The sequence below is a fragment of the Burkholderia sp. IDO3 genome (genome assembly GCF_003366075.1).
GTDB lineage: Bacteria > Pseudomonadota > Gammaproteobacteria > Burkholderiales > Burkholderiaceae > Burkholderia > Burkholderia anthina.
Window position 1 is genome coordinate 562,589 of the sequence record NZ_CP028964.1, and the last position, 24,785, is coordinate 587,373.

The following is a 24,785-nucleotide window of genomic DNA, read 5'->3' on the forward strand; positions in this document are numbered from 1 at the left end:
TTCGGACAGGTTTTCGTATTCGCTCAGAAACGAATGGGCGTTCGCTGCTTTCGAATCGGCATTTCGTACCCGATCGGGAACCAGTAATGAAGGGAACGTGAAAAAAAGAGGGATTCGTATCCGATCGGATGCGGACAGGGCGATGTTCCGTGCCGTGACGCTGCAGTTCGCCGCCCGTGACCGGCGAAGCCGGCGGCTGGCAGAGGTTTCAACGGCGACGGCCGGGGCACGGCCGTGCGGCAGGCGAGAACGACCCGAACGATTCAATGACCGGCTGCGGAGCCGACGCGCACTCCGCGTCGGCAATCTGGCGCCGCACGCCGCACGCCGCACACCGCACGCCGCACGCCGCACGCCGCACGCCGAGCGGCATGCGGCGCCTTCCCGTCATTCCGCGAACAGGTCCGGCCCGAACACCTCGTAATGGATCCGCGCCTCGTGAATCCCGAGGTTCTTCAGCGCATCGTGCTGGATCCGCATGAACGGCACCGGGCCGCAGATGTAGTAATCGGCATCGGGCAGCAGGAGCGTGTCCTTGATCGCGTTCACGTCGACGAGCCCCTTGCGGTCGTAGTCGCTGCCTTCGGCATCCTGCGGCAGCGGGTCGTCGTAGAACACGACCAGCTTGAAGTTCGCGTGCGTCTTCGCGGTTTCGCGCAGCCGGTCGCGCATCGCATGCACGCCGCTGTTGCGCGCGCCGTGCACGAACACGACCTGCCGCTGCGGATCCTGGATCGCGCGCTTCAGCATGCTGATCATCGGCGTCAGCCCGACGCCGCCGCTGATCAGCACGATCGGCGTCTTCGCATCGACGTCGATGTGGAAGCTGCCGTACGGCGCGGCGAGCCTGATCTCGTCGCCGACGTTCACATGATCGTGCAGCAGACACGACACGTAGCCGGGCGGACAGGTGCCGCCGCTTTCGCGCTTCACGGAGATCCGGTACGTATGCCCGTTGGGCATGTCGGACAGGCTGTACTGGCGAATCTGCTGCAGGCCGAGCGCGGGCACGTCGACGGCGACGCTGATGTACTGGCCCGGCTCGAAGTTCGCGACGGGCTTGCCGTCGGCCGGCGCGAGAATGAACGACGTGATCACGCTGCTCTCGGGCCGCTTCTCGCGGACGACGAAAGTGCGCCAGCCGGTCCAGCCGCCCAGGCGGTCCGACGACTGTTCGTACAGTCCGCTTTCCATGCCCATCAGCACGTCGGCAAGGTTGCCGTAAGCCTGCGCCCACGCGGAGATGATGTCGTCGGTCGCCGCGTCGCCGAGCGTTTCCTTGATCGCGGCGAGCAGGTTCTCGCCGACGATCGGATAGTGCTCGGGCCGCACGCCGAGGCTCGCGTGCTTGTTCGCGATGTTCGTCAGCACGGCCGCGAGACTGCTCGGGTCCTCGATGTTCTCCGCATACGCATAGACGGCGCGCGCCAGTGCCTGCTGCTGTTGCCCCTGCTCCTGGTGCGCCATGTTGAACACGTTCTTCAGCTCCGGATGCGCGTTGAACAGCCGCGTGTAGAAGCATTTGATGATGTCGTAACCGTGTTGCGCAAGGACGGGGGCCGTGGCCTTGACGATGTCTTTCGTTTTCTGCGTAAGCATGGTCGAACTCCTTCGTAAGGGGGGCGTCGCGCTGCGGCGCGCGCGGGCGACGAGGGGGGGCGCGCGTCTCGTCTGTCGTATCGGTGGGGGATTCGAACCCGTGCGGCGCACGAGGCGAATGCATATTGTCCGGTCCGGCCGAACGACCGGTCAAGGTGCGGGCCGTGCGTATGGCGACGCATGAGCGACCGGATTCCGATCGACCGGATGCGCCGTTTCGACACGCCGTTTTGCCGCGCGACACGATGCGCGCGCCCGTGGGGCGGTACGGCATGACGCATGCCAGAACCGGGCCCGAACCTTGCGCACCGCTTGCGCCGTTCGCGGTCATACCGCGGCGCATCACGCACGACGACGTGCATGGAAACGCGCATGAAGCCGATGCCGGTCGTACCTCAACGGCACGAGATGTTCGTCAGGGTTGGGCGGGCGTTGCTCGCGGGCGGCCTGATCGGCCTCGACCGGAGTGAATCCGGCAAGGCGGCCGGGTTGCGCACGACGATCCTCGTGTGTCTGGCCGCGTGCCTGTCGATGCTGCCGATCAATGCGCTGCTGCCGCAGGCCGGCAAGCCGCAGGATGCGTTCCCGGCGCTCGACCCGATGCGGCTGCCGCTCGGCCTCCTGACCGGGATGGGGTTCATCGGCGCGCGCGAGCCACGTGACCGGGCAGATCTACGACGTGTCGGGCGGCGCGGGACAGCCTGGGTGCGGCGCCGTGGCGGCATGCCCCGTCGGGCCCGCCGCCCGAGCAGCGATCTTTATCGCTACAGCAGATAAACGTATCGAAATCGCTTCGTTGACGCAGTCCGGCACGCGCTCGTAGATTCGGCTTTTTACCGAAACAAGGGCTGTATCGTGACGACTCCCGCCATCCGCGCCACCGAGTGGACGTTCGCCGGCCAACGGCCCGTATTGCCGCCGCACGCCGGCGCGCAGCAGTTCGACATCGTGGCGTTCGACGCGCCGCTGGGCGCCGAAGTCGTCGGCATCGACCTGTCGCAGCCGCTCGACGCCGCCGGTTTCGCGCGCATCCACCGCGCGCATCTCGATCATCACGTGCTGGTGTTTCGCGACCAGCGCATCACGCCGGCCGAACACATCGCGTTCAGCCGCCGCTTCGGGCCGCTGCAGACCCACGTGCTGCATCAGTTCGCGCTGCCCGCGCATCCGGACGTGCTGATCGTGTCGAACATCGTCGAGAACGGCAAGCCGATCGGGCTCGGCGACGCCGGCCATTTCTGGCACTCCGACCTGTCGTACAAGGAAAAGCCGAGCCTCGGCTCGCTGCTGCACGCGCAGGAACTGCCGGCCGAGGGCGGCGACACGCTGTTCGCGAACATGCATCTCGCGTGGGACACGTTGCCCGCGCATCTGCGCCGCGCGGTCGACGGGCTGCGCGCCGAGCACACGTATCTCGCCCGTTATGCGGAACTGCAGGCGCGCAACCCGTGGCGGCCGAACCTGTCGCCCGAGCAGATCGCGCAGGTCGAGGCGGTCGTGCATCCGGTCGTGCGCACGCATCCGGAAACGGGCCGTCGCGCGCTGTTCGTCAGCGAGCATTTCACGACGCGCATCGTCGGCCTGCCCGAAGACGAAAGCCGCGCGCTGCTCGACGCGCTGTTCGCGCACAGCGTGCGTGCGGAGCACCTGTATCGGCACCACTGGCGCGATCACGACCTCGTGTTCTGGGACAACCGCTCGCTGATGCATCTCGCGGCCGGCACGCCCGACCATCTGCGCCGCAAACTGTACCGCACGACGATCGAAGGCGACGCGCCGTTCTGAGTCGCGCGCCGCTTCGTTCCGCTGCCCCCTTTCCGACTGGATCACTGGAGTTCCGATGTCGTTTTCGTTTTCGCCGGCGTTCAGCCGCACGACCCTGTCCGCGCGCCGCGCTTTGGCCGCCACGCTCACCGCCGCGCTCGCATTCGCGGGCGCCGGCCTGCCGCAAGCCGCGCATGCGGAAGGCAGCATCCGCATCGCCGAGCAGTTCGGCGTCGTCTACCTGATGCTGAACGTCGCGCGCGACCAGCAACTGATCGAGAAGGAAGGGCGCAAGGCCGGCGTCGACATCAAGGTCGACTGGGTGCGGCTGTCGGGCGGCGCGGCCGTGAACGACGCGCTGCTGTCCGGCGCGATCGATGTCGCGGGCGCGGGCGTCGGGCCGCTCCTGACGGTGTGGGATCGCACGCGCGGCCGGCAGAACGTGAAGGGCGTCGCGTCGCTGGGCAATTTTCCGTACTACCTCGTCAGCAACAACCCGAACGTGAAGACCATCGCGGACCTGAGCGCGAAGGACCGGATCGCGGTGCCGGCCGTCGGCGTGTCGGTGCAGTCGCGCGTGCTGCAGTACGCGGCCGCGAAGCAGTGGGGCGACAAGCAGTTCGACAAGCTCGATGCGCTGACGCAGGCGATTCCGCATCCGGATGCGACGGCCGCGATTCTCGCGAACAGCAACGTGATTACCGGCCACTTCGGCAATCCGCCGTTCCAGGAGCAGGAGCTCGCGGGCAATCCGGGCGCGCATATCGTGCTGAATTCGTACGACGTGCTCGGCGGCCCGAGCTCCGCGACGGTGCTGTACGCCACGCAGAAATTCCGCGACGACAACCCGAAGACGTACCGCGCATTCGTCGCCGCGCTGGCCGATGCGGCTCGCCAGATCGCGGCCGATCCCGAGCGTGCGGCCGACACGTATATCCGCGTGAACGGCTCGAAGATCGACCGCGCGTTGCTGCTGAAGATCCTGCGCAATCCGCAGGTGCAGTTCAAGACCGCGCCGCAGAACACGCTGCGGCTCGCGCAGTTCATGTATCGCACCGGTGCGATCCGCAACGAGCCGAAATCGTGGCGCGACTACTTCTTCGACGATCCGGCGACGGCCGGCGGCAGTTGAGCGCCGGTGCCGCTGCGACAGCGCGATCGACGCTTATACGTCGATCCGGTTTCGATATGCGCAATCGTTGGTTGGGTCGTGCCGCGCACGGCCGCATGCTGATGTTTTCTTCGCAAGAGTCTCGATCGTGAATGCCACTTCCCCCCGAACCTGGTTGCCGCCGTACGCGGCGCGCGGCGCCGCCGCGCCGGCCGCGCGTGCGGCATCCGATGCACGTACCGCGCCGCAGGCCGCACCGGCCGACGCGCGCAGCGAACGCCTGCTGGCCATCGATCGCGTGAACCTCGAATACCGGAGCGGCGCGCGGATCGTGCGCGCCACGCATCAGGTCAGTTTCGACGTGTACGGCAGCGACCGCTTCGTGCTGCTCGGCCCGTCGGGGTGCGGCAAGTCCACGTTGCTCAAGGCGATCGCTGGCTTCATCGAGCCCGTGTCGGGGGCGATCACGCTCGACGGCCGTCCCGTGCACGGGCCGGGCCCCGACCGCATCGTCGTGTTCCAGGAATTCGACCAGTTGCCGCCGTGGAAGACGGTCGCCGAGAACGTCGCGTTTCCGTTGCGTGCGGCCGCCAGGCTGTCGCGTGCCGAAGCGCGCGAGCGCGCGCTGCACTATCTCGACAAGGTCGGACTCGCCGCGTTCGCCGACGCATATCCGCATACGCTGTCCGGCGGGATGAAGCAGCGCGTCGCGATCGCGCGCGCACTCGCGATGCAGCCGCGCGTGCTGCTGATGGACGAGCCGTTCGCCGCGCTCGACGCGCTCACGCGCCGCAAGATGCAGGAGGAACTGCTGCGCTTGTGGGACGAGTTCCGCTTCACGCTGCTGTTCGTCACGCATTCGATCGAGGAGGCGCTCGTCGTCGGCAACCGGATCCTGCTGCTGTCGCCGCATCCGGGCCGCGTGCGCGCGGAGCTCAACAGCCACGAGCATTCGCTCGAGAACGTCGGCACCGGCGACTTCCGCGACAGCGTCGCACGCATTCATCATTTGCTGTTCGATACCGACGCGACCGGCGTCGCGAGCGCGACGAACCCGGAGGACACCGCATCATGAGCACGATCGACCCGGTCCTGCCGCCGTTGCCGCCCGTGCGCGCGGAGTACGAGCGCACGCTCGACACGCCGCCCGACGCCGAACGCGCGGCGCCCGCTCCGCTGTTGCGCCGCATCGCCGATGCGGGCTGGTTCCGCCGCGGCGTCATCGCGCTCGTGCTGATCGCCGCGTGGGAGATCGTCGCGCGCATCGTCGCGAACGATCTGCTCGTGCCGACCTTCGGCGCGACGCTCGCGGCGTTCGTGCAAGGCATCGAGTCGGGCGAACTGCTCGTGAAGACGGGCATCTCGATGTCGGTGCTGCTGCGCGGCTACGCGCTCGGCGTGTTCTTCGCGTTCGTGCTGACCTCGCTTGCGGTGTCGACGCGCATCGGCCGCGACGTGCTGACGATGCTCACGTCGATGTTCAATCCGCTGCCGTCGATCGCGTTGCTGCCGATCGCGCTGCTGTGGTTCGGGCTCGGCACCGGCAGCCTGCTGTTCGTGCTCGTGCATGCGGTGTTGTGGCCGCTCGCGCTCAGCATGTACACCGGTTTCGCCGGCGTGCCGGCCACGCTGAAGATGGCCGGGCGCAACTACGGGCTCACCGGCCTGCGGCAGATCGCGCTGATCCTCGTGCCGGCCGCGCTGCCGTCGATCCTGTCGGGGCTGCGGGTCGGCTGGGCATTCGCGTGGCGCACGCTGATCGCGGCGGAACTCGTGTTCGGCGCGAGCGCGGGGCAGGGCGGGCTCGGCTGGTACATCTTCCAGAACCGCAACGAGCTGTATACCGACCGCGTGTTCGCGGGGCTCGCGGCCGTCATCGTGATCGGCCTGCTCGTCGAGCACCTCGTGTTCGATACGCTCGAGCGCGTGACGGTGCGCCGCTGGGGCATCCAGCACTGATATTCCCGGCGCGCGCATAACCAAAGCTGAAATCGGTTTTTCACGCGCGCCGCGGGCGTCCCTATACTTTGCGGTGCCGCTTGTGGCGGGCGATCGAAGGATCGTACGGACCGGGCGCGCGTGCGCAATCGATCGTCGGAACGTTCTCGCCTCGGGCAGTTGGAGGTCGTCCCGAGCGGGCCGCGTATCGACGCGGCGTGCCGATGCACGCCCCCGGCCGGCATTGATTCGATATGCAAACGATTGCCGGCGGCAAGCCGCTGCCGCGCGATGCGCGGACGATCGGCGATCACGCACTGAACCGCGCGACCACGTACCGGCGTCAACGGGCGCGTGGCCCGCTCCGGCTGCACGCGCAGCCTTCTTTCCGGAAATTTTCCCGATGACGACCCGCACTGGCCATCTGCACCTCGGCGCGTTCCTGTACCCCACCGGCCATCACATCGCCGCCTGGCGCCATCCCGGCTCGCAGGCGGATGCCGGCGTCGACTTTCGCCACTACGTGCGGCTCGCGCAGGCGGCGGAGGCCGCGAAGTTCGATCTCGTGTTCCTCGCCGACGGCGTCGGCACGCGCGGCGACGATGTCGAATTCCTGAGCCGGACCGCGCACAGCTACGTCGCGCAGTTCGAGCCGTTGACGCTGCTGTCGGCGCTCGCGGCCGTCACCGAACGCATCGGGCTGGTCGGCACCGCGTCGACGAGCTTCAACGAGCCGTTCCACATCGCGCGCAAGTTCGCGTCGCTCGATCACATCAGCGGCGGCCGCGCCGGATGGAACCTCGTCACGTCGTCGAGCGCGCACGAAGCGCGCAACTTCAACCGCGACGCGCATTTCGATCACGGCGAACGCTATGCGCGCGCCGAGGAATTCGCGGACGTCGTGCGCGGGCTGTGGGATAGCTGGGACGACGACGCATTCGTGCGCGATCGCGCGGCGGGACGCTTCTTCGATCCCGGCAAGCGCCACGTGCTCGATCATCGCGGCCGCTTTTTCCAGGTGCGCGGGCCGCTGAACGTCGCGCGCTCGCCGCAAGGGCATCCGGTCGTCGTGCAGGCCGGTTCGTCGCCGGCCGGCACGCGGCTCGCCGCGCGCACGGCCGAGGTGATCTTCACCGCGCAGCAGACGCTCGACGACGCGATCGCATTCTATGCGGACGTGAAGGGGCAACTCGCCGCCTTCGGCCGCGACCCCGACACGCTGAAGATCATGCCCGGCGTATTTCCGGTGGTCGGCCGCACGGAGAGCGAAGCGCAGGAGAAATTCGACGCGTTGCAGGCGCTGATCGACCCGAGGGTCGGGCTCGCGCTCGTGTCGGGGCTGACCGGCGGCGTCGATCTCTCCGCGTATCCGCTCGACGGCCCGATTCCGCCGCTGCCGGAAACGAATGCGAGCAAGAGCCGGCAGACGCTGACGCTCGAACTCGCGCGCCGCGAGAACCTGACGATACGCGAGCTGTATCTGCGCATCGCGGGCGCGCGCGGCCACTGGCAACTCGTCGGCACGCCGGAGCAGATCGTCGACGCCCTTGAGGAGCGGTTCGTGCGGTACGGCGCGGACGGCTACAACGTGATGGCGCCGACCCTGCCGGGCGGCCTCGACGATTTCATCGAACTCGTGCTGCCCGAGCTGCGCCGCCGCGGGCTGTTTCGCCGCGACTATGCGGGGCATACGCTGCGCGATCATCTGGGGCTGCAGCGGCCCGAGCGGCGCGAGTTCGCCGCGCTTGGCGCGTCTGCGGCCTGAATTCGCAGGGGGGCGCCCGGCTGTCGAACGGCGATGGCGATGGCGGGGCGCTGCGACGAAGGTGTGGTCAAGACGGGCGTTGGCCGCCTGACGAAAATATCGTGCACACCATCCCGGGCTGCGCGGAAGATCACTCTCCGTCCCGCTCGCCCGGGCGCGGATGCGTCACAGCCTTCCCGGCCTGGGATCCGCCACGAAACCATCGCGGTTCGGCATCTTCACGCGCGGCAGCGTGCGCGCATCGAGCGTCGCGTCGTCCGGCACGATGCCGTTCAGGTGCAGCACGTATGCGGTGACCGCATAGACATCGTCCGCGCTCAGCGATTGCGGCGCGTTGTACGGCATCGCGCGCCGGATGTAATCGAACAGCGTCGTCGCATACGGCCAGTAGCTGCCGACCGTCTTTTTCGGTTTCGCGTCGGTGAGCGAGCCGATCCCGCCGACGAGCGGATCGCCGACGCCGCCCTGGCCGGCGGCGCCGTGACACATCGCGCATGTGTCCGCGAACACGCGCGCCCCGCGCGCGACCGTGCCCGCACCGCGCGGCAGGCCGCTGCCGTCGGGGGCGACATCGATGTCCCATGCGGCGATCGTCGCGCGGTCGACCGGCTGGCCGAGGCCGAAGCCCGCGCCGAACGCGGGCGCGGCGAGCGCGCAGCTGATCGATGAGGCCACCGCGAACGATGCAATCCGGCGCGTAATCGGCTTAGGCATTGCGCACCTCGCCGTCCGCGCCGACACGCCAGTTCTGGATGCCGTTGTAGTGGTATTGCGAGTTCACGCCACGCGCGGCGACGAGCGCGGCGCGGGTCGGCTGCACGTAGCCCGTGTCGTCGGTCGCGCGGCTTTGCAGGTCGGCCGGCTCGCCGTTCCAGACCCAGTCGGCCTCGAAGCGCGTCAGCGCGCGATCGCGCACGTCGCCCGCGAGCCGTGCGGCGCGCCAGGTGCGGCCGCCGTCGGTCGAGACGTCGACCGCGCGAATCCGGCCGCGCCCCGACCACGCATAGCCGCCGATCGGGTAGTAGCCGTGCGACGCGAGTCGGTGCCCGGCCGACGGCCGCGTGATGACCGATTTCGCGTCCATCTCGAACACGAATTGGCGCGCGCAGCCGTTCGGCAGCAGGTTCGTATATTTCGACGTTTCCTCGCGCGTCATCTCCGGCGCGCGAACCAGTTTCAGCCGCCGCAGCCACTTGATGTTCGTGTTGCCTTCGAAGCCCGGCACGATCAGCCGCACCGGATAGCCGTTCTCGGGCCGCAGCCGCTCGCCGTTCTGCGCATAGACGACCAGCGCGCGATCGAGAATCCGGTCGAGCGGCAGGCTGCGCGTCATTGCCGCGCCGTCCGCGCCTTCCGCGAGCAGCCAGTGCGCGGCCGGATCGATGCCGGTTTCGTCGAGCAGCGTCGACAGCCGCACGCCGGTCCATTCGCAGCACGACAGCAGCCCGTGCGTGAACTGAACGGGCAGCCCGCTCGGGCCGTTCCATTCGCTGCCGGTGTTGCCCGAGCATTCGAGAAAGTGGATCCGCGATTCGGACGGAAAGCGCAGCAGGTCGTCGATCGTGAAGATGCGCGGCTCGCGCACGAGGCCGTGCACGACGACGCGATGGCGTTGCGCGTCGATATCGGGCACGCCCGCATGATGGCGCTCGTAGACGAGGCCGTTCGGCGTGATGTCGCCGAACAGGTCGGCGAGCGGCGTCATCGACGAGCCGGATCCGGGCAGCGCCGGCGTGCGGGCGCTGCGACGGATCACGTCGCGCTCGTGCGCGCCCGGCAGGCCGTACGGCGGCGACAGCAACGGCGCACCGGGCGTGCGCGTCCACGGCGGCACGTCGAGCGGCGACAGCGGCGCGAGCGTCTGGCTCGCGAGTGCGCCGCCGGCCGGCAGCAGCGCGGCGGCCCAGCCGCCGGCGAGCCGGCGCAGCGCCGTGCGGCGGCCCGTGCGGTGCAGGCGGTGCGTGCGAAAGCGGGAATCGGTCATGGTCGAAGCCGCGCGGCAGCATGCAGAAAAACGCGTATTGTCGGCAACGGGGCGCGACGCGGCAAACAAGCATTCCCGCTTTGCTTATCGTGCCGCGCCCGCCGCGCGCGTCGTGCGTGCGGTCAGAACTTCACGCGCAGCCCGCTGACGAACGCGAGCTGGCGATTCGTCGACGACGCGGTGCCGATGTTCGAGATCGCCGCGATCTTGCGATAGCCGCCCGACGTCGCGGTGCTCGCATCGCCGGCCGCGAGCTGGTAGATGCCGGACAGATAGATGTCGGTGCGCTTGGACAACGCGTAGTCGAACCCGAGCGTGAACTGGTGCCAGCGCGGTTTCAGCGTCTGGCCGCCGGTGCCCGGCAGGCCGTTCGCGCGTCCGTCGGTGAACGTGTAGACGCCGATCAGCGTTGCCGCCGGCGTGATCTGGTAGCGGCCGTTGACGTCGTAGTTGTTGAGCTTGCGCGACGAGCCGTCGAGATAGTCGAGCTGCGTGTGGCTCCACGCGAAGCCGAGCGTCGTGCGGCCGAGCGCGTAGCTCGCGCCCGCGACGCCGATCTGCTGCTTGCGCACGCCGCCGTTCAGCCCGTAGAAGAACCCGCCGCTGTAGTCGTTGCCGGTCGTCGAGGTCGCGCCACCCACCGCGCCGCTGGTGTTCGACGTCGTGCTCGGGTTGTTCAGCCGCACGTAGCCGGCGCCCGCCGACAGCGGGCCGTTCACGTAGTTGGCCGACACGCCCCATGCGTTGTTGTTCGAGAAGCCCGTGCCCGCGCCGCCGTTCGCCTGGTTGCTGAACGCGTACAGCACGTCGGCCGTGAAGCCGGCGATCGTCGCGCTGCGGAACTTCACCGCGTTGTTGATCCGGAAGCTCTGGTTCATGTTGTCGTTGTCGCCGACATGGGTTGCCGGCGACCAGAAGCCGGAGCCCGAATACTGCGCGACGAGATCGGTGATCGGCTCGTACTGGCGGCCGAACGTCAGCGTGCCGATGCCGGTCTTGCCCAGGCCCACGTACGCGGAACGGCCGAACAGGCGGCCGCCCTGGCCGAGCCCGCCGTCGCTCGGCCGGAATCCGCTTTCGAGGGTGAACACGGCCTGCAGGCCGTCGCCGAGATCCTCGACGCCTTTCAGGCCCCAGCGGCTGCCGCTCAGCTTGCCGCTCGTCTGCTGGATGTTGCTCGCGCCGCCCTGGTTGTTCGTATAGGCGAAGCCGGCATCGACGAGGCCGTACAGCGTGACGGAACTCTGCGCGTGCGCGCCGAGGGAACCGACCGAAACCAAACCCAGGACTACCGATTTCTTGATCATGAATATCCTCTGTTTTTTATGGGTACATCTGCGAGGATCACGATGCTATTGAGTCCGGGTCGCGCGACGAACGGCCGATCCGTGGTTTGCAAATCGTCGGATTATTGAATTGCAATGCGCGTCGCCGCGCGCCCGGCGCGACCGTCGCCATCGCATCCGCGCTGCCTGCTGGCGCGGACGCATCGCATGAACGGCGAACGCCGATCGGCCGGAACGGACGGTCGCGGTCATATCGATCGATGCAATCGTTGGATGGGGTGCGCGCGGGTTGCGACGGTGCCGATGTTTTTATGCAACGGGGTGCTGGGCGGGAGCGGGCCGATGCGGTAGACGCGCAGAAATATGGATTCCGCGAAACGCGGGCAGGTCGTGCCGCGGCGGAATCACGGAGCCGCGCGCCCGCCGCCCCGCCATCGGGCGGGACGCACTCGGCTATTCGTCGAGCTCGGCCGACACGGCGCGCACGCGCTTGCGGATCTCCGAATCCAGAATCAACCGCCCGCGCAACTTTCCCTTCATCCGCTTCACGTGCTTCGGCGCCTCGGTCATGTGCTCGACCATCAGCGCGCGGACGCGTTCGACGTCGCGTTCGCGGGCGGCCTGCAGGATCGAGCGGTGAATCGCCACGTTCGCTTCGCCGAAGCGCTTGTGTTCGGCGATCGGCGTGTCGTTCCGGAACTCGATCAGTTGCCGGATCATCTCGTTGATCAGCTCGCAACTGAAGCGCAGGAACGGATTCGGGTTCGCGGCGGCGAGGATGTCGTGGAACGTCATGTCCTCCTGCCGCTGTCGGACCAGATGACCGCGCTCCGGCGCGCCCGACGAGCCGTCGCAGCATGCGATGTTGGCCTCGAGCGCGGCGAAATCCTGCTCCGTCAGATGCGGCACCGCGCCCGCGGCCAGCTCGGGTTCGAGCAGCTTGCGCACGGTGTAGATGTCGTCGATGGTGACGTCCTTGAAGAAAAGGTAGTTCTGCAGCAACTGCAGCGTCCGGTCGAGCGGCACCTCGACCACCATCCCGCCGCCCGTCGGCCCGGTCGTGACCTTGATCAGGCCTTGTACTTCCAGCGACTTCAACGCCTCGCGGATCGTGCTCTTGCTGACCGCATAGAGCTGCTGCAGCTCGGCTTCGCGCGGCAGGCGGTCGCCGGGCTTCAGGTCCTTTTCCGTAATGAGCCGCTTGATTTCCTCCGCGACGAGATCCGCGCGCTTCGGCTGCTTGATTTCGACCGCGAGGCCTGCCCTGGCTCGGTCCATGACCATCTTCGAGACTCCTTTGTCTGACATGCGCACGCCCGTTCACATCGTCGTCGATCGGCCCGGGCGCGGCGGTAGGGAATTTTGCCTGATTGACACGAATTTTGATCGTCTCTAGCATCGGGTTCATTCTATTTATCATGATAAATAGGATTAATTGACGACGCATCCCTTTCCGTAGAGCGTTGGCACGGTTTGGCAGTCCGTCGTATCGCGTGTGTTTGTCCCTCCAAGGAGCGTCAACTTGAATCGCCGAGAACTGTTGAAACTGGCCGCGCTGTCGGCCGTACCGGGCGCGCTCGGCGCCCTGGGGTCCCGTGCCGCATTCGCGCAGGGCGCCGCCATCCAGCTCGCCTGTCCGGTGCCGATGTCCGGCCCGTTCGCGGCCAACGGCAAATACGCCGACCTCGGCATGCAGCTGGCCGTCAAGCAGTACGGCAAGGTGCTCGGCGCACCGCTCGTCTACACGACGCTCGACACCGAGGGCAAGCCCGCAACCGCCGTGCGGCGCGTGCAGGAGATCGCACAGCAGAAGGGCGCGCGTTTTTTTGCGGGCGGTATTTTGTCGTCCGAATCGTTGGCGATGGGCAAGGAAGTGCAGAAGGCGGGCGGCGTGTTCATCACGACGGCCGGCGCGGACGAGCTGACCGGCAAGGACTGCAACGACGCGACGTTCCGCTGGTCGGTGCCGACCTTCGGCGCGATCGAGCAGACGGTGCGCCCGCTGGTCCAGATGCTGCCGAAGGCGAAGCGCTGGTACACGATCACCCCGCAATACGTGTTCGGCGACGGGCTGCTGTCGGCGGCGAAGGCGATCTTCAAGGAAAAGGGCATCGAGCATGTCGGCAACAGCTATCACTCGCTGGCCGAGAAGGAGTTCAGCGGCTACCTGACGAACGCGGCAGCCGCGCAGCCGGACGTGCTGCTGATCCTGAACTTCGGCTCGCAGTCGTCGGACACGCTGCGCCAGGCCGTCAGCTTCGGGATGAAGCGCAACTGCACGATCCTGCTCGCGTGGGCATCGGGCCTCGAGCAGTTCGAGGCGCTCGGGCCGGACATCTGCGACGGCGTGTATTTCGGCGCGCAGTACTGGCACGGGATCGATTCGCCGCTGAACCGCGACCTCGTGAAGCGCACGAACGCCGCGTTCAAGGCCAACCCGAACTACAGCCTCGCGGGTTCGTACATCTGCTCGAAGATCCTGATCGACGCGATGGTGAAGGCCGGCAGCGCCGATCCGAAGAAGGTGATCGCGGCGATGGAAGGCATGAAATACGACGGCCTCACCGGCCCGGAAGAAATCCGCAAGGGCGACCACCAGGTGATGAAGAACTACTACCTGCTGAAGGGCAAGCCGAAGAGCCGGATGAAGAATGCCGACGACTACGCCGACATCGTCAGCTCGGGCCAGTCGTTCCTGCCGGTCGACAAGACCGGCTGCAAGCTCGCCTGACACCCTGCGCGCGTCCGCGGGCGGGGTGCGCCGCGGACGTCCATTTCCTTCCTTTCTGACACGGAAGCCATGAACGTCTATCTGCTGCAGATCGTCAACGGCATCGGCGTGGGCATGCTGTACTTCCTGCTCGCCGTCGGCCTGTCGATCGTGTTCGGCCTGCTGCGCTTCGTGAATTTCGCGCACGGCGCGTTCTATCTGCTCGGCGCGTACCTCTGCTACCAGGCGCTGCAATGGTCGGCGAATTTCTGGGTCGCGCTCGCGGTCGTGCCGCTCGTCGTCGGCGCGTTCGCATGGATCGTCGAGAAGCTGGTGCTGCGTCACGTGTACGCGCAACAGCACGAATTCCACATCCTGGCGACGGTCGGCCTCGCGCTCGTGCTGCAGGAGTGCGCGATCCTCGCGTGGGGCCCGCTCGGCGACAACGTGCCGCCGCCCGACGCGCTGAACGGCGTGGTCGTCTGGGGCGGCTTCATCTACCCGAAATACCGGCTGTTCGTGATCGGCTTCACGGCGGTGCTGGCCGGGCTGCTGTGGTGGCTGCTCGACGGCACGCGGCTCGGCAGCACGGTGCGCGCGGGCAGCGAATCGTCGGAGATGGTGTCGCTGCTCGGCATCAACGTGACGCGCGTGTTCAGCCTCGTGTTCGCGCTCGGCGCGGCCACGGCGGCGCTGGCCGGCGTGCTCGCCGCGCCGATCCGCGGCGTCGATCCGTTCATGGGCATCGAGGCGCTCGGCGTCGCGTTCGTCGTGGTCGTGGTCGGCGGGATGGGGAATTTTCTCGGGGCGCTGGTGGGCGGGCTGCTGGTCGGCATCGTGCAGAGCCTGATGAGCACGCTGTGGCCGGAAGGCGCGCGGCTGATGATCTACGTGGCAATGGCAGCCGTGCTGCTGCTGCGTCCGAACGGTTTGCTGGGGAGGGCTGCATGATCGATTCGTCGAAATCGCTGTCGCCCGGCGCGGCAGCCGCGCCGCGTGCGCCGCTGTGGCGCTGCGCGCTGCAACGCCCGGAAGGCTGGCTCGCGGTGGTCGCCGCGTGCGTGCTGCCGCTGGTGTTGAGCTCGGGCTCGCTCGCGACCGAAGTGCTGGTGTTCGCGCTCGCCGCGCTGGGCTGCAACCTGCTGCTCGGGTTTACGGGGCTGCTGTCGTTCGGGCAAGGCATCTTCTTCGGGCTCGGCAGTTACGCGGCAGGGCTGGTGCTGACCCGCGGCGTCGAATCGGTGACGGTCGCGCTCGTCGCGGCCGCCGTGCTCGGCGCGGTTGCCGCCGCGCTCGTCGGCTGGTTCTCGATCCGGCAGCGCGGCACCTATTTCGTGATGCTGACGCTCGCGTTCGGACAGCTGTTCTATTTTCTCGCGTATACGACGCCGGACGTCACGGGCGGCGACAACGGGCTGCTCGACATCCCGCGCCCGGCGTTGTCCGCGTTCGGGCATGCGCTCGTTTCGATCGATTCGCCGTGGCGCTACTACGGTTTCGTCGCGGTGCTGTTCGTCGCGGTGTTCTGGCTGCTGCTGCGCGTGTCGCGCTCGATATTCGGCCGCACGCTGCTCGCGATTCGCGACAACGAGGCGCGCGCGGCGGCGGCCGGCTACGACGTGCAGCGCTTCAAGCTCGCGGCGTTCGTGATCTCGGGCGCGGTCACGGGCCTGGCCGGTGCGCTGCACGCGTTGATGACGGGCATCGCGCCGCTGTCGAACATCGACTATCACACGAGCGAGATGATCCTCGTGATGACGGTGATCGGCGGCACGCGCAACCTGTTTGCATCGGTGCTCGGCGCCGCGTTCTACGTGCTGTTCGCGGACTGGCTGTCGACGCTGTGGCCGCGCTGGCTGCTGTTGCTCGGCCTCGTGCTGATCGTGGTCAGCCTGTTCATGCAGCGCGGATTGTGGGGACTCGGCGAACGCGTCGTGGCGTCGCTGCGGCGCACCGATCGCATGGCGGCTACGGCCAGGGAGCAGCAATGAGCGAAGCGATTCTCGAAGCGCGCGGCATCGTCAAGCGCTACGGCAAGTTCACGGCGCTGGGCGGCGTCGACCTGCGGATCATGCCGCGCACCGTGCATTCGGTGATCGGCCCGAACGGCGCGGGCAAGACGACGCTGTTCCATACGCTGACGGGCACGCTGCCCATCACGTCGGGTTCGATCCTGTTCGACGGCCGCGACGTGTCGCGCGAACCCGATCACAAGCGCGTGCGGCGCGGCATCGCCCGCTCGTTCCAGGTGACGAGCCTGTTCCTGAACCTGAGCGTGCGCGAGAACCTGCGGGTGGCCGCGCAGGGCGTCGAATCGCGGCGCGCGCTGAACCCGTGGACGCTGCCGCGCGGCGCGCTCGCGCACGACGGCATCGTGGACGACGTGCTGGAGCGGCTCGGCCTGCAGCGCTTCGCCGGCACCGCGGCCGGCGTGTTGTCGCACGGCCAGCAGCGCCGGCTCGAAGTCGGGATGGCGCTGGCGGCGCGGCCGCGCGCGATCTTTCTCGACGAACCGACGTCGGGGATGGGCATCGACGACCTCGACGACATGAAGACGCTGATCCGGGGCTTGCGCGACGACTACACGGTCGTGCTGATCGAACACAACATGGGAATCGTGATGGACATCTCGGACACGATCACGGTGATGCAGCAGGGGCGCGTCCTCGTGGAAGGCAAACCCGACGCGATTCGCGGCGACGAGCGCGTGCGCAGCGCGTATCTCGGCAACATGATCACGGGAGGCCGCGCATGATGCTCGACGTGAAGGACGTCCATGCGTGCTACGGCAAGAGTCACGTGCTGCAGGGCATTTCGCTGAGCGTGAACGAGGGCGAGACGGTGACGCTGCTGGGGCGCAACGGCGCGGGCAAGTCGACGACGCTCAAGACCATCGCCGGTGTCGTGGCGCCCACCGGCGGCACGGTGACGTTCGCGGGCCGGTCGCTGTCCAGGCAGCCCGCGCACCGGATCGCCGCGCGCGGGCTGTGCTTCGTGCCCGAGCATCGCGGGATTTTCCGGCTGCTGTCGGTCGAGGAAAACCTGCGGCTCGGCGCGCGCCGCGATTCGCCGTGGCAGCTCGACGACATCTACCGGATCTTCCCGCGCCTGAAGGAGCGGCGCCGCAACGGCGGAGCGCAGCTGTCGGGCGGCGAGCAGCAGATGCTCGCGATCGGCCGCGCGCTGATGAACCACCCGCGGCTGCTGATGCTCGACGAGCCCGTCGAAGGGCTGGCGCCGGTGATCGTCGAGGAGATCGTCGCGCAACTGAAGCAGATCAAGGCGGCCGGCGTCGCGATCCTGCTCGTCGAGCAGAACCTCGAAGTGTGCACGCAGCTCGCGGATCGCCACTTCGTGATCGAACAGGGCGTGATCGTCTACGAAGGCAGCAACGCGGCGTTCGTGGCCGACCACGAGGTGAAGGACCGTTACCTGGGCGTCGGCGTCGCGTGAGCGCCGGGCCCTTTCATTGCGAGGATTTCCATCGATGCAAGTTCAGGATTCGACACCGGGCGTCGCGGCGTCCGGCTTGCGCGTCGACGGCGCGCGGCTGTGGGACAGCCTGATGCGTCTCGCGCGGATCGGCGCGACCGACAAGGGAGGCGTGTGCCGCCTCGCGCTCACCGAACTCGATCGCGACGCGCGCAACCTGTTCGTCGCATGGGCGAAGGACATCGGCTGCACGGTGCGGGTCGACGCGATCGGCAACATCTTCGCGCGGCGTGCCGGCGAGCGCGATGACCTGCCGCCCGTGACGACCGGCAGTCATATCGACACGCAGCCGACCGGCGGCAAGTTCGACGGCAACTACGGCGTGCTCGCCGGCCTCGAAGTGCTGCGCACGCTCGACGATGCGGGCGTGCGCACGCGTGCGCCGCTGGAGGTCGCGGTCTGGACCAACGAGGAAGGCTCGCGCTTCGTGCCGGTGATGATGGGCTCCGGCGTGTTCGCCGGCGCGTTCACGCTCGATCATGCGCTTGCGCAATGCGACCGCGACGGCGTGTCGGTGCGCGATGCGCTGGCCGCGATCGGCTATGCGGGCAGCGCGGACGACGGGCGTGTCGCGCATCCGGTCGGCGCGTATTTCGAAGCGCATATCGAGCAGGGCCCGGTGCTGGAGGCGCACGACACGACGATCGGCGTGGTCGAGGGGGCGCTCGGGCAGCGCTGGTACGACGTCACCGTTCACGGGATGGAGGCGCATGCGGGCCCGACGCCGATGGAACTGCGGCGCGACGCGCTGCTGGTCGCGGCCGATCTGGTGCGCGCGGTGAACGGCATCGCGCGCGCGCATCCGCCGCACGGGCGCGGCACGGTCGGCTGGGTCGACGTGCACCCGAATTCGCGCAACGTGATTCCGGGCCGCGTGACGCTGACCGTCGACCTGCGCGCGGCCGACGATGCGACGCTCACCGCGATGGATGCCGAGCTGCGCGCGGTGTGCGGCGACCTGGGCGCATCGGCCGGCATGCGGATCGACGTCGAGCCGGTCGTGTACTTCCCGCCGCAGCCGTTCGACGCGACGCTGGTCGAGCAGGTACGGGCCGGCGCGGGCGCGCTCGGGCTGTCGTCGATGAACGTGATCAGCGGCGCGGGCCACGATGCCGTGTATCTCGCGCGCGTGGCGCCGACGGCGATGATCTTCGTGCCGTGCAAGGACGGAATCAGCCACAACGAGATCGAGGATGCCGATCCGGTGCATCTGGAAGCCGGCTGCAACGTGCTGCTGCAGGCGATGCTGGGCGCGGCAGGCATGGCGCAAGGGGGCGCGCGATGAAGCTCCTGATCGCCCGGATGAACCACGAGACCAACACGTTCTCGCCGGTGCCGACGCCGCTTGCCGCGTTCGGCCGCAACGGCCCCGACTGGGGCGACGACGCGTATCGCGCGAACCACGGCATGCGCACCGCGATGGCCGCGTTCCTCGACGCGGCCGCGCGCGAGGGCGCCGACATCGTGACGCCCGTATCGGCGGCGGCGAACCCGAGCGGACCCGTCGCGGCCGACGCGTATGCGGCGATCTGCGACGCGATCGTCGCGGCCGCGCCCGGTTGCGACGCGGTGATGCTCGATCTGCACGGCGCGATGGTCGCCGAACAGAGCGCGGACGGCGAGGGCGACCTGCTCGCGCGCGTGCGCGCCGTGCTGCCCGACGCGCCGATCGCGGTCGCACTCGACCTGCACGCGAACGTCACGCAGAAGATGATCGATCACGCGGATGTGATCGTCAGTTTCAAGACCTATCCGCACGTCGACATGTACGAGACGGGCGAGCATGCGGCGCGCCTGCTGCTCGACCGGCTGCACGGCCGCGCGCGGCCCGTGCTCGCGTGGCGGCAGCCGCCGTTGATGACGTCGACGCTGCGCAGCGCGAGCGCCGCAGGCGCGATGCAGCGCGCGGTGGAAGCCGCGCGCGCGGCCGAGGCCGACGGCATGCTCGCGGTGTCGGTGCTGCCCGGCTTCTCGCTCGCGGATATTCCGGCGCCCTGCATCAGCGTCGTCGTGGTCGCCGACGGCGATCGCGCGGCGGCCGACGCGGTGGCCGAGCGTATCGCCCGGCAGATCTGGGACGCGCGCGACGAATTCGTGTATCGCAGCGCGCCGCTCGCGGAATCGGTCGCACAGGCCGCGGCGCTGGCGCGCGGCGCGGATCGTCCGGTGCTGATGCTCGACCACGGCGACAACTGCATGTCGGGCGGCCCGTGCGACACGATGGACCTGCTCGAGGCTGCGCTCGCGCAGGGGCTCGACGGGATCGTCAGCGGGCCGTTGTGCGACCCGGAAGCGGTCGCGGCGCTGATCGACGCGGGCGTCGGCGCGACCGTCACGGTGCCGGTCGGCAACCGGATGCCGTCGCACGGCGGGGTGCGTCGCGAGCCGTTTCGCGCGACGGGCATCGTGCGCGCGATCACCGACGGCGAATACGTGATCACCGGGCCGACCTATACGGGCCAGCGCGCGTACATGGGGCGCGCGGCCGTGCTCGATATCGGGGTGGCGACGCTGGTCGTCACCGAGCGTACGCAGGAGCCGTGGGATCTCGGCGTATTCGAGAGCGTCGGCGTCGATCCGCGCCGCGCGCGCTTCCTGTTGCTGAAGTCGCGGATGTATTGCCGGCCGGTGTTCGTGCCGATCGCGGCGGCACTGGTCGAATGCGACAGCCGCGGCGTGACGGGCTCCGATTTCGGGCAGTTCGACTATGCGCGCCTCGCGAGGCCGGTGTTTCCGCTCGATGCCGGTGCGGGGTGGCACGGGCGGTGAAGGGGCGGCGGTTCCGGGGGGACGTGGTCGTGCCGTCCTCGAACCCCCGGTTTTGATTCGGTGCATCGCCGCCGCGCACCGGCCGTGTCGATGGACTCAGGCTTCCCGGTACGTGCCTTTGGCCTTGGCCGTATGCGTGGCCAGCGCATCCATCAACGCCGGGCTCAGGCAATCGTAGGGCTCGAGCCCTTTATCGCGCAGCGTATCGCGCACGTCCGCCATCGACGACGGCGGCGTGCCGCTCTCGATGATCGACGACACGAAGGCGGCGAAGCCGGGGCCGTCCCAGCCGGCGTCCGGCGACAGTTCGGTATGGATGAAATCCAGCCCGTAAAACGCATGCTCCGAATTTTCGATCCGCCCGAACAGGTGGGTGCCGCAGGCGGAGCAGGCGTGGCGCTGGATCAGCGCCTTGTCGTCGACGACGCGCAGCTTCTCTTCGTGCGCGGTCACGGCAAGCTTGTCGCGCGGCACGACGCCGACGACGGAAAACAGCGCACCAGCCGGCTTCCAGCACTTCGTGCAACCGCACGCGTGATTGAAGGCGACCTGGGCGTCGACGCGAACCTCGATCGGATCCTGCGTGCACAGGCAGCGCAGCGTACCGCCCGCGAACGAATCGGCCCCTTTCTGAATACCGCGATCGACAGTGGGATGAATGGCGACGGACATGGTCATGCTCCTTTTCGGTGCTTCGGTAGTGAACGACGGTTCGGATCGACTTCCCTTCGTGCAGCGGATCGCATGTTGCATTGAAGCAGGAGAGCGACTTCGTATTTCACGCACGGCGCAGGCTGGATCCTGCCTCGGCCATCCGGCGGCTGCGGGCGGCTTTCGACGTCAGCAAATGTCGTACCGAATCGGCGTCGGGGAGGGCGAACCGGCGCGCACGCGTCGTGCTTCGATTATCGACCTGCGCGCGCCGAAGCGCGGTTTTCTTCTCCGCGGACATGCCGGATCTCGCACTGCTTCATAAACTGGGGGGGAGTATATGCCAGATACTGGAGGGGAGTATACCCGGCGATTCCCCGATGCCGGACATGATCGGGTCGCGGCAGGCACGAACGCGAACGCGTGCGATGCGAACGACGCCGGCACAGGTCGCCCGCGCGCGGCGCGCCGGCCCGGGCGCGTCGCGCAGGTTTCGATTCCGATGGAGACGTTCGCGAGCCCGGCCCGTCGGGCCGGGTCGTGGGCAAGCGGGGGACGAGCGCGCCGCCGGGAAACCGCCCCGGCGGCCTGGCCCCGGCCCCGGCCGTTTCGCTAGACGGCCGCCGGCGTGCGGCGCGCGAAGAACCGCTGCATCTCGCGGTCGGTCGGCAGCTTGCCGGTGAACACTTCCGCGTAGGTGGCGATGCGCGCCATGCGCTCGTTCATCGGCTCCGTCGTCTTCATCGACACGTAGCCGAGCTGGGTCAGATACATCGTGCGGGCGCGCACCTGCGCGGCGACCGGCGCGTAGTCGAAGCGCTCGAACATCGCGGTCAGCGCCGCGATCCGTTTCGTATCCGCGTCGGCCAGCTCGGTTGCGATCTCGGGCGCCTGCTGCCCCCAGCTGCGGATCGCGGCTTCGTAGCGGTTGTCGAAGATCGTGTCGTCGAACCAGCAGTCGAACACGTTCAGCACGGCCTCCGAGATCGAGTCCGCATACGCTTCCGTGCGCGCGACCCAGTTGGAGGTGTTTTTTCCCTTCCAGCGCGCGAGCAGGGTGGCGAGCAATTCCTCGCGGTCCTTGAAGAACCAGTAGAAGCTCGTACGCGACAGATTCAGCTTCTTCGCGAGCGGCAGGATCCGCACGGACTCGATGCCGCTTTCGAGCAGGCTTTCCGTTGCGGCGTCCAGCCACGTGTCTGCCGAGCCGCGAAGGTTCTCGGCTGCAATCGGTTCTTCCATCAGGCAAACGTCCTCTCGTTCCAGTCGTCGATCGGTTGCGCACATCGCAACCCGCATTGTGCCGCAGCCCACCGCCGCGGCGACTCGCCCATCCGTTCAAAACCTCCTGCGACACCCGTCGTAGGGAGTTTCCCGAACTCAATGTACATATTTGTTTTGTCAACTTGACACATATGTACAGCGATTCTAACCTGAGTCGCAACTGGTGTTCATGTCAGGCAGTCACGAACCACGCTCCCGTTCCTTTCACGAGGCATTCCATGTCGAACGATCCACTGCTCCAGCCGTACACCCTCAAACATCTGACGTTTCGCAATCGCATCATGACGACGTCGCACGAGCCGGCTTATGCGGAGGACGGGATGCCGAAGGCGCGCTACCGCGCGTACCACGTCGAGCGCGCGAAGGCAGGCATCGCGCTGACGATGACGGCCGGCTCGGCGGCGATCTCGAAGGACAGCCCGCCGGTGTTCAACAACATCCTCGCGTACCGCGACGAAGTGGTGCCGTGGATGAAGGATCTCGTCGACGAGTGTCACGAGCACGGCGCGAAGGTGATGATCCAGCTCACGCATCTCGGCCGCCGCACGCGCTGGGACAAAGGCGACTGGCTGCCGGCGGTGTCGCCGTCGCACGCCCGCGAACCGGCGCACCGCGCGTTTCCGAAGAAGATGGAGGAGTGGGACATCGAACGCATCGTGCGCGACTATGCGGACGCGGCGGAGCGGATGAAGGCGGCCGGCCTCGACGGGATCGAGCTGGAAGCTTACGGACACCTGATGGACCAGTTCTGGTCGCCGCTGACGAACACGCTCGACGCGCCGTACGGCGGCCCGCTCGAAAACCGGATGCGCTTCACGTTCGACGTGCTGCGCGCGATCCGCGAGCGCGTCGGCGACGAATTCGTCGTCGGAATCCGCTATACCGCCGACGAAATGATCGCGGGCGGGCTGACGAAGGAAGAGGGTGTCCAGTTGTCGCTCGCGATGAAATCGAGCGGCCTGATCGACTTCCTGAACGTGATTCGCGGGCATCTCGAAACCGACGCGGGCCTGACGGACATCATCCCGATCATGGGGATGAAGAGTGCGCCGCACCTCGATTTCGCGGGCGAGATACGCGGCATCACCGAGTTTCCGACCTTTCACGCGACGCGCATCCAGGACGTGCCGACCGCGCGCCATGCGATCGCGTCGGGCAAGGTCGACATGATCGGCATGACGCGCGCGCACATGACCGATCCGCATATCGTGCGCAAGATCGTCGAGCGCCGCGAAGACGACATTCGCCCGTGCGTCGGCGCGAATTACTGCCTCGACCGGATCTATCAGGGCGGCGCCGCGTTCTGCATCCACAACGCGGCCACCGGCCGCGAGACGACGATGCCGCACGTGATCCCGCCCGCGCCGGCGAAGCGCAAGGTCGTCATCGTCGGCGCGGGGCCTGCCGGGCTCGAAGCGGCGCGCGTGGCGGGCGAGCGCGGGCACGAGGTGGTCGTATTCGAGGCGACCGGCCATCCGGGCGGGCAAGTGCGCCTGACGGCGCAGACGCCGCGTCGCAAGGAGATGCTCGGCATCGTCGACTGGCGGATGGCGCAATGCGAGCGGCTCGGCGTGCGCTTCGCGTTCAACACGTGGGCGGACGCGTCGACCGTGCTCGACGAACGGCCCGACGTCGTGATCGTCGCGACGGGCGGCATGCCGGACGTCGACGTGCTGACCTCGGGCGGCGAGCACGTGGTGTCCGCGTGGGACATCATTTCCGGCGACGTGAAGCCGGGCCGCAACGTGCTGATCTACGACGACGCGGGCGATCATCCGGCGCTGCAGGCAGCGGAAACCATCGCGCACGCGGGCGGTGCGGTCGAGATCATGACGCCCGACCGCGCGTTCTCGCCCGAAGTGATGAGCATGAATCTGGTGCCGTACATGCGTTCGCTGCAGAAGCTCGACACGACGTTTACGGTCACGTACCGGCTCGAGGCCGTGCGGCGCGAAGGCGACGAACTGGTCGCGATCGTCGGCAGCGATTACGGCGGCATCCGCAACGAGCGCCGCTACGACCAGATCGTCGTCAATCACGGCACGATCCCGATGGACGAGCTGTACTTCGCGCTGAAGCCGCAGTCGACGAACCTCGGCGCGGTGAACTACGACGACCTGATCGACGGCAAGCCGCAGGTCGAGAACCGCAACCCGGCGGGACGCTTCCAGTTGTTCCGGATCGGCGACGCGGTGTCCGCGCGCAACACGCATGCGGCGATCTACGACGCGCTGCGGCTCGTCAAGGATCTGTAAAGCGGCGGGCCGGCGCGCGTCGCCGGCCCCGCGTCTGAATGGCCGTAACGGGGCGGCTTCCGCGCGAACGCGCGGGTGCCCGCCTGCATTCCGCCGACCCTTCGCGGGCCGTTCGCGAAGCAAGGGTAAACACATTTTTAGCGCATTGACAGTTGGTTCCACGCGGGACTAATCTGC

At 67.9% G+C, this 24,785-nt stretch carries 21 protein-coding genes and 1 pseudogene; 14 read left to right on the top strand and 8 right to left on the bottom strand.

Annotation, left to right across the window (positions count from 1 at the left end; all coding sequences use genetic code 11):
* Window positions 1-387: 387 nt before the first annotated feature.
* Window positions 388-1,599: an NO-inducible flavohemoprotein gene (hmpA, locus tag DCN14_RS34215; protein ID WP_096507009.1), complete on the bottom strand. Its 1,212-nt coding sequence runs from the start codon at window positions 1,597-1,599 to the stop codon at window positions 388-390.
* Between the two features lie 372 nt (window positions 1,600-1,971).
* Between hmpA and DCN14_RS34220 the strand changes: the two are divergent.
* The 6 genes and pseudogenes from DCN14_RS34220 to DCN14_RS34245 all read left to right on the top strand — a co-directional run.
* Window positions 1,972-2,244 (top strand): annotated as a pseudogene (locus tag DCN14_RS34220) (MgtC/SapB family protein); the annotation flags it as partial.
* Between the two features lie 210 nt (window positions 2,245-2,454).
* The gene (locus tag DCN14_RS34225) at window positions 2,455-3,384 is read left to right on the top strand and encodes a TauD/TfdA family dioxygenase (RefSeq protein ID WP_096507007.1); all 930 of its coding nucleotides are present in this window, start codon (window positions 2,455-2,457) and stop codon (window positions 3,382-3,384) included.
* Window positions 3,385-3,439: 55 nt separating this feature from the next.
* Window positions 3,440-4,495: an ABC transporter substrate-binding protein gene (locus tag DCN14_RS34230; protein ID WP_096507006.1), complete on the top strand. Its 1,056-nt coding sequence runs from the start codon at window positions 3,440-3,442 to the stop codon at window positions 4,493-4,495.
* Window positions 4,496-4,562: 67 nt separating this feature from the next.
* Window positions 4,563-5,549 (top strand): ABC transporter ATP-binding protein, encoded by a 987-nt coding sequence (locus DCN14_RS34235; RefSeq protein WP_096507005.1) that lies wholly within the window; start codon window positions 4,563-4,565, stop codon window positions 5,547-5,549.
* Entirely contained in the window at window positions 5,546-6,433 is an 888-nt protein-coding gene (locus DCN14_RS34240; protein ID WP_096507004.1) for an ABC transporter permease, read from the top strand. Before DCN14_RS34235 ends, DCN14_RS34240 begins: the two co-directional genes overlap by 4 nt.
* A gap of 382 nt (window positions 6,434-6,815) precedes the next feature.
* On the top strand, window positions 6,816-8,177 hold the full coding sequence (locus DCN14_RS34245) for an LLM class flavin-dependent oxidoreductase (RefSeq protein ID WP_096507003.1): 1,362 nt from the start codon (window positions 6,816-6,818) through the stop codon (window positions 8,175-8,177).
* Between the two features lie 165 nt (window positions 8,178-8,342).
* Here the strand turns inward: DCN14_RS34245 and DCN14_RS34250 are convergent, their stop codons facing one another.
* The 4 genes from DCN14_RS34250 to DCN14_RS34270 all read right to left on the bottom strand — a co-directional run bounded on the left by DCN14_RS34250 (window position 8,343) and on the right by DCN14_RS34270 (window position 12,731).
* Complete coding sequence (locus DCN14_RS34250; protein WP_096507002.1) at window positions 8,343-8,891, bottom strand: cytochrome c; 549 nt, start codon at window positions 8,889-8,891, stop codon at window positions 8,343-8,345.
* Window positions 8,884-10,161, bottom strand: coding sequence for a sulfite dehydrogenase (soxC, locus tag DCN14_RS34255; RefSeq protein ID WP_096507001.1), 1,278 nt, complete (start codon window positions 10,159-10,161; stop codon window positions 8,884-8,886). Before soxC ends, DCN14_RS34250 begins: the two co-directional genes overlap by 8 nt.
* Window positions 10,162-10,283: 122 nt before the next feature.
* Complete coding sequence (locus DCN14_RS34260; protein WP_096507000.1) at window positions 10,284-11,468, bottom strand: porin; 1,185 nt, start codon at window positions 11,466-11,468, stop codon at window positions 10,284-10,286.
* 432 nt (window positions 11,469-11,900) lie between these two features.
* Window positions 11,901-12,731, bottom strand: a complete 831-nt coding sequence (locus tag DCN14_RS34270) for an FCD domain-containing protein (RefSeq protein ID WP_096506998.1) — start codon at window positions 12,729-12,731, stop codon at window positions 11,901-11,903.
* A gap of 238 nt (window positions 12,732-12,969) precedes the next feature.
* Here DCN14_RS34270 and DCN14_RS34275 point away from each other — a divergent pair, with 238 nt between their 5' ends.
* From DCN14_RS34275 to DCN14_RS34305, 7 genes are all read left to right on the top strand, one after another.
* On the top strand, window positions 12,970-14,178 hold the full coding sequence (locus DCN14_RS34275) for an ABC transporter substrate-binding protein (protein WP_096506997.1): 1,209 nt from the start codon (window positions 12,970-12,972) through the stop codon (window positions 14,176-14,178).
* Window positions 14,179-14,247: 69 nt separating this feature from the next.
* Entirely contained in the window at window positions 14,248-15,108 is an 861-nt protein-coding gene (locus tag DCN14_RS34280; protein ID WP_096506996.1) for a branched-chain amino acid ABC transporter permease, read from the top strand.
* Window positions 15,105-16,148 carry a branched-chain amino acid ABC transporter permease gene (locus DCN14_RS34285; RefSeq protein WP_096506995.1) on the top strand — a complete coding sequence of 348 codons (1,044 nt, stop codon included), beginning with the start codon at window positions 15,105-15,107 and terminating at the stop codon, window positions 16,146-16,148. Before DCN14_RS34280 ends, DCN14_RS34285 begins: the two co-directional genes overlap by 4 nt.
* Window positions 16,145-16,912 (top strand): ABC transporter ATP-binding protein, encoded by a 768-nt coding sequence (locus DCN14_RS34290; RefSeq protein WP_096506994.1) that lies wholly within the window; start codon window positions 16,145-16,147, stop codon window positions 16,910-16,912. Before DCN14_RS34285 ends, DCN14_RS34290 begins: the two co-directional genes overlap by 4 nt.
* The gene (locus tag DCN14_RS34295) at window positions 16,909-17,610 is read left to right on the top strand and encodes an ABC transporter ATP-binding protein (protein WP_096506993.1); all 702 of its coding nucleotides are present in this window, start codon (window positions 16,909-16,911) and stop codon (window positions 17,608-17,610) included. The genes DCN14_RS34290 and DCN14_RS34295 overlap by 4 nt, the downstream gene beginning before the upstream one ends.
* 34 nt (window positions 17,611-17,644) lie before the next feature.
* A complete protein-coding gene (locus DCN14_RS34300; protein ID WP_096506992.1) occupies window positions 17,645-18,934 on the top strand; it encodes a Zn-dependent hydrolase in 1,290 nt (429 codons plus the stop codon).
* A complete protein-coding gene (locus tag DCN14_RS34305; protein ID WP_096506991.1) occupies window positions 18,931-20,418 on the top strand; it encodes a M81 family metallopeptidase in 1,488 nt (495 codons plus the stop codon). Before DCN14_RS34300 ends, DCN14_RS34305 begins: the two co-directional genes overlap by 4 nt.
* A 96-nt stretch (window positions 20,419-20,514) precedes the next feature.
* Here the strand turns inward: DCN14_RS34305 and gfa are convergent, their stop codons facing one another.
* From gfa to DCN14_RS34320, 3 genes are all read right to left on the bottom strand, one after another.
* The gene (gene gfa / locus DCN14_RS34310; RefSeq protein WP_096506990.1) at window positions 20,515-21,090 is read right to left on the bottom strand and encodes an S-(hydroxymethyl)glutathione synthase; all 576 of its coding nucleotides are present in this window, start codon (window positions 21,088-21,090) and stop codon (window positions 20,515-20,517) included.
* 106 nt (window positions 21,091-21,196) lie between these two features.
* Window positions 21,197-21,370: a hypothetical protein gene (locus DCN14_RS38200; RefSeq protein WP_162826276.1), complete on the bottom strand. Its 174-nt coding sequence runs from the start codon at window positions 21,368-21,370 to the stop codon at window positions 21,197-21,199.
* A 311-nt stretch (window positions 21,371-21,681) separates the two neighbouring features.
* The gene (locus DCN14_RS34320) at window positions 21,682-22,311 is read right to left on the bottom strand and encodes a TetR/AcrR family transcriptional regulator (protein ID WP_096506989.1); all 630 of its coding nucleotides are present in this window, start codon (window positions 22,309-22,311) and stop codon (window positions 21,682-21,684) included.
* Between the two features lie 260 nt (window positions 22,312-22,571).
* Here DCN14_RS34320 and DCN14_RS34325 point away from each other — a divergent pair, with 260 nt between their 5' ends.
* Complete coding sequence (locus DCN14_RS34325) at window positions 22,572-24,608, top strand: NADH:flavin oxidoreductase (protein WP_096506988.1); 2,037 nt, start codon at window positions 22,572-22,574, stop codon at window positions 24,606-24,608.
* Window positions 24,609-24,785 lie beyond the last annotated feature (177 nt).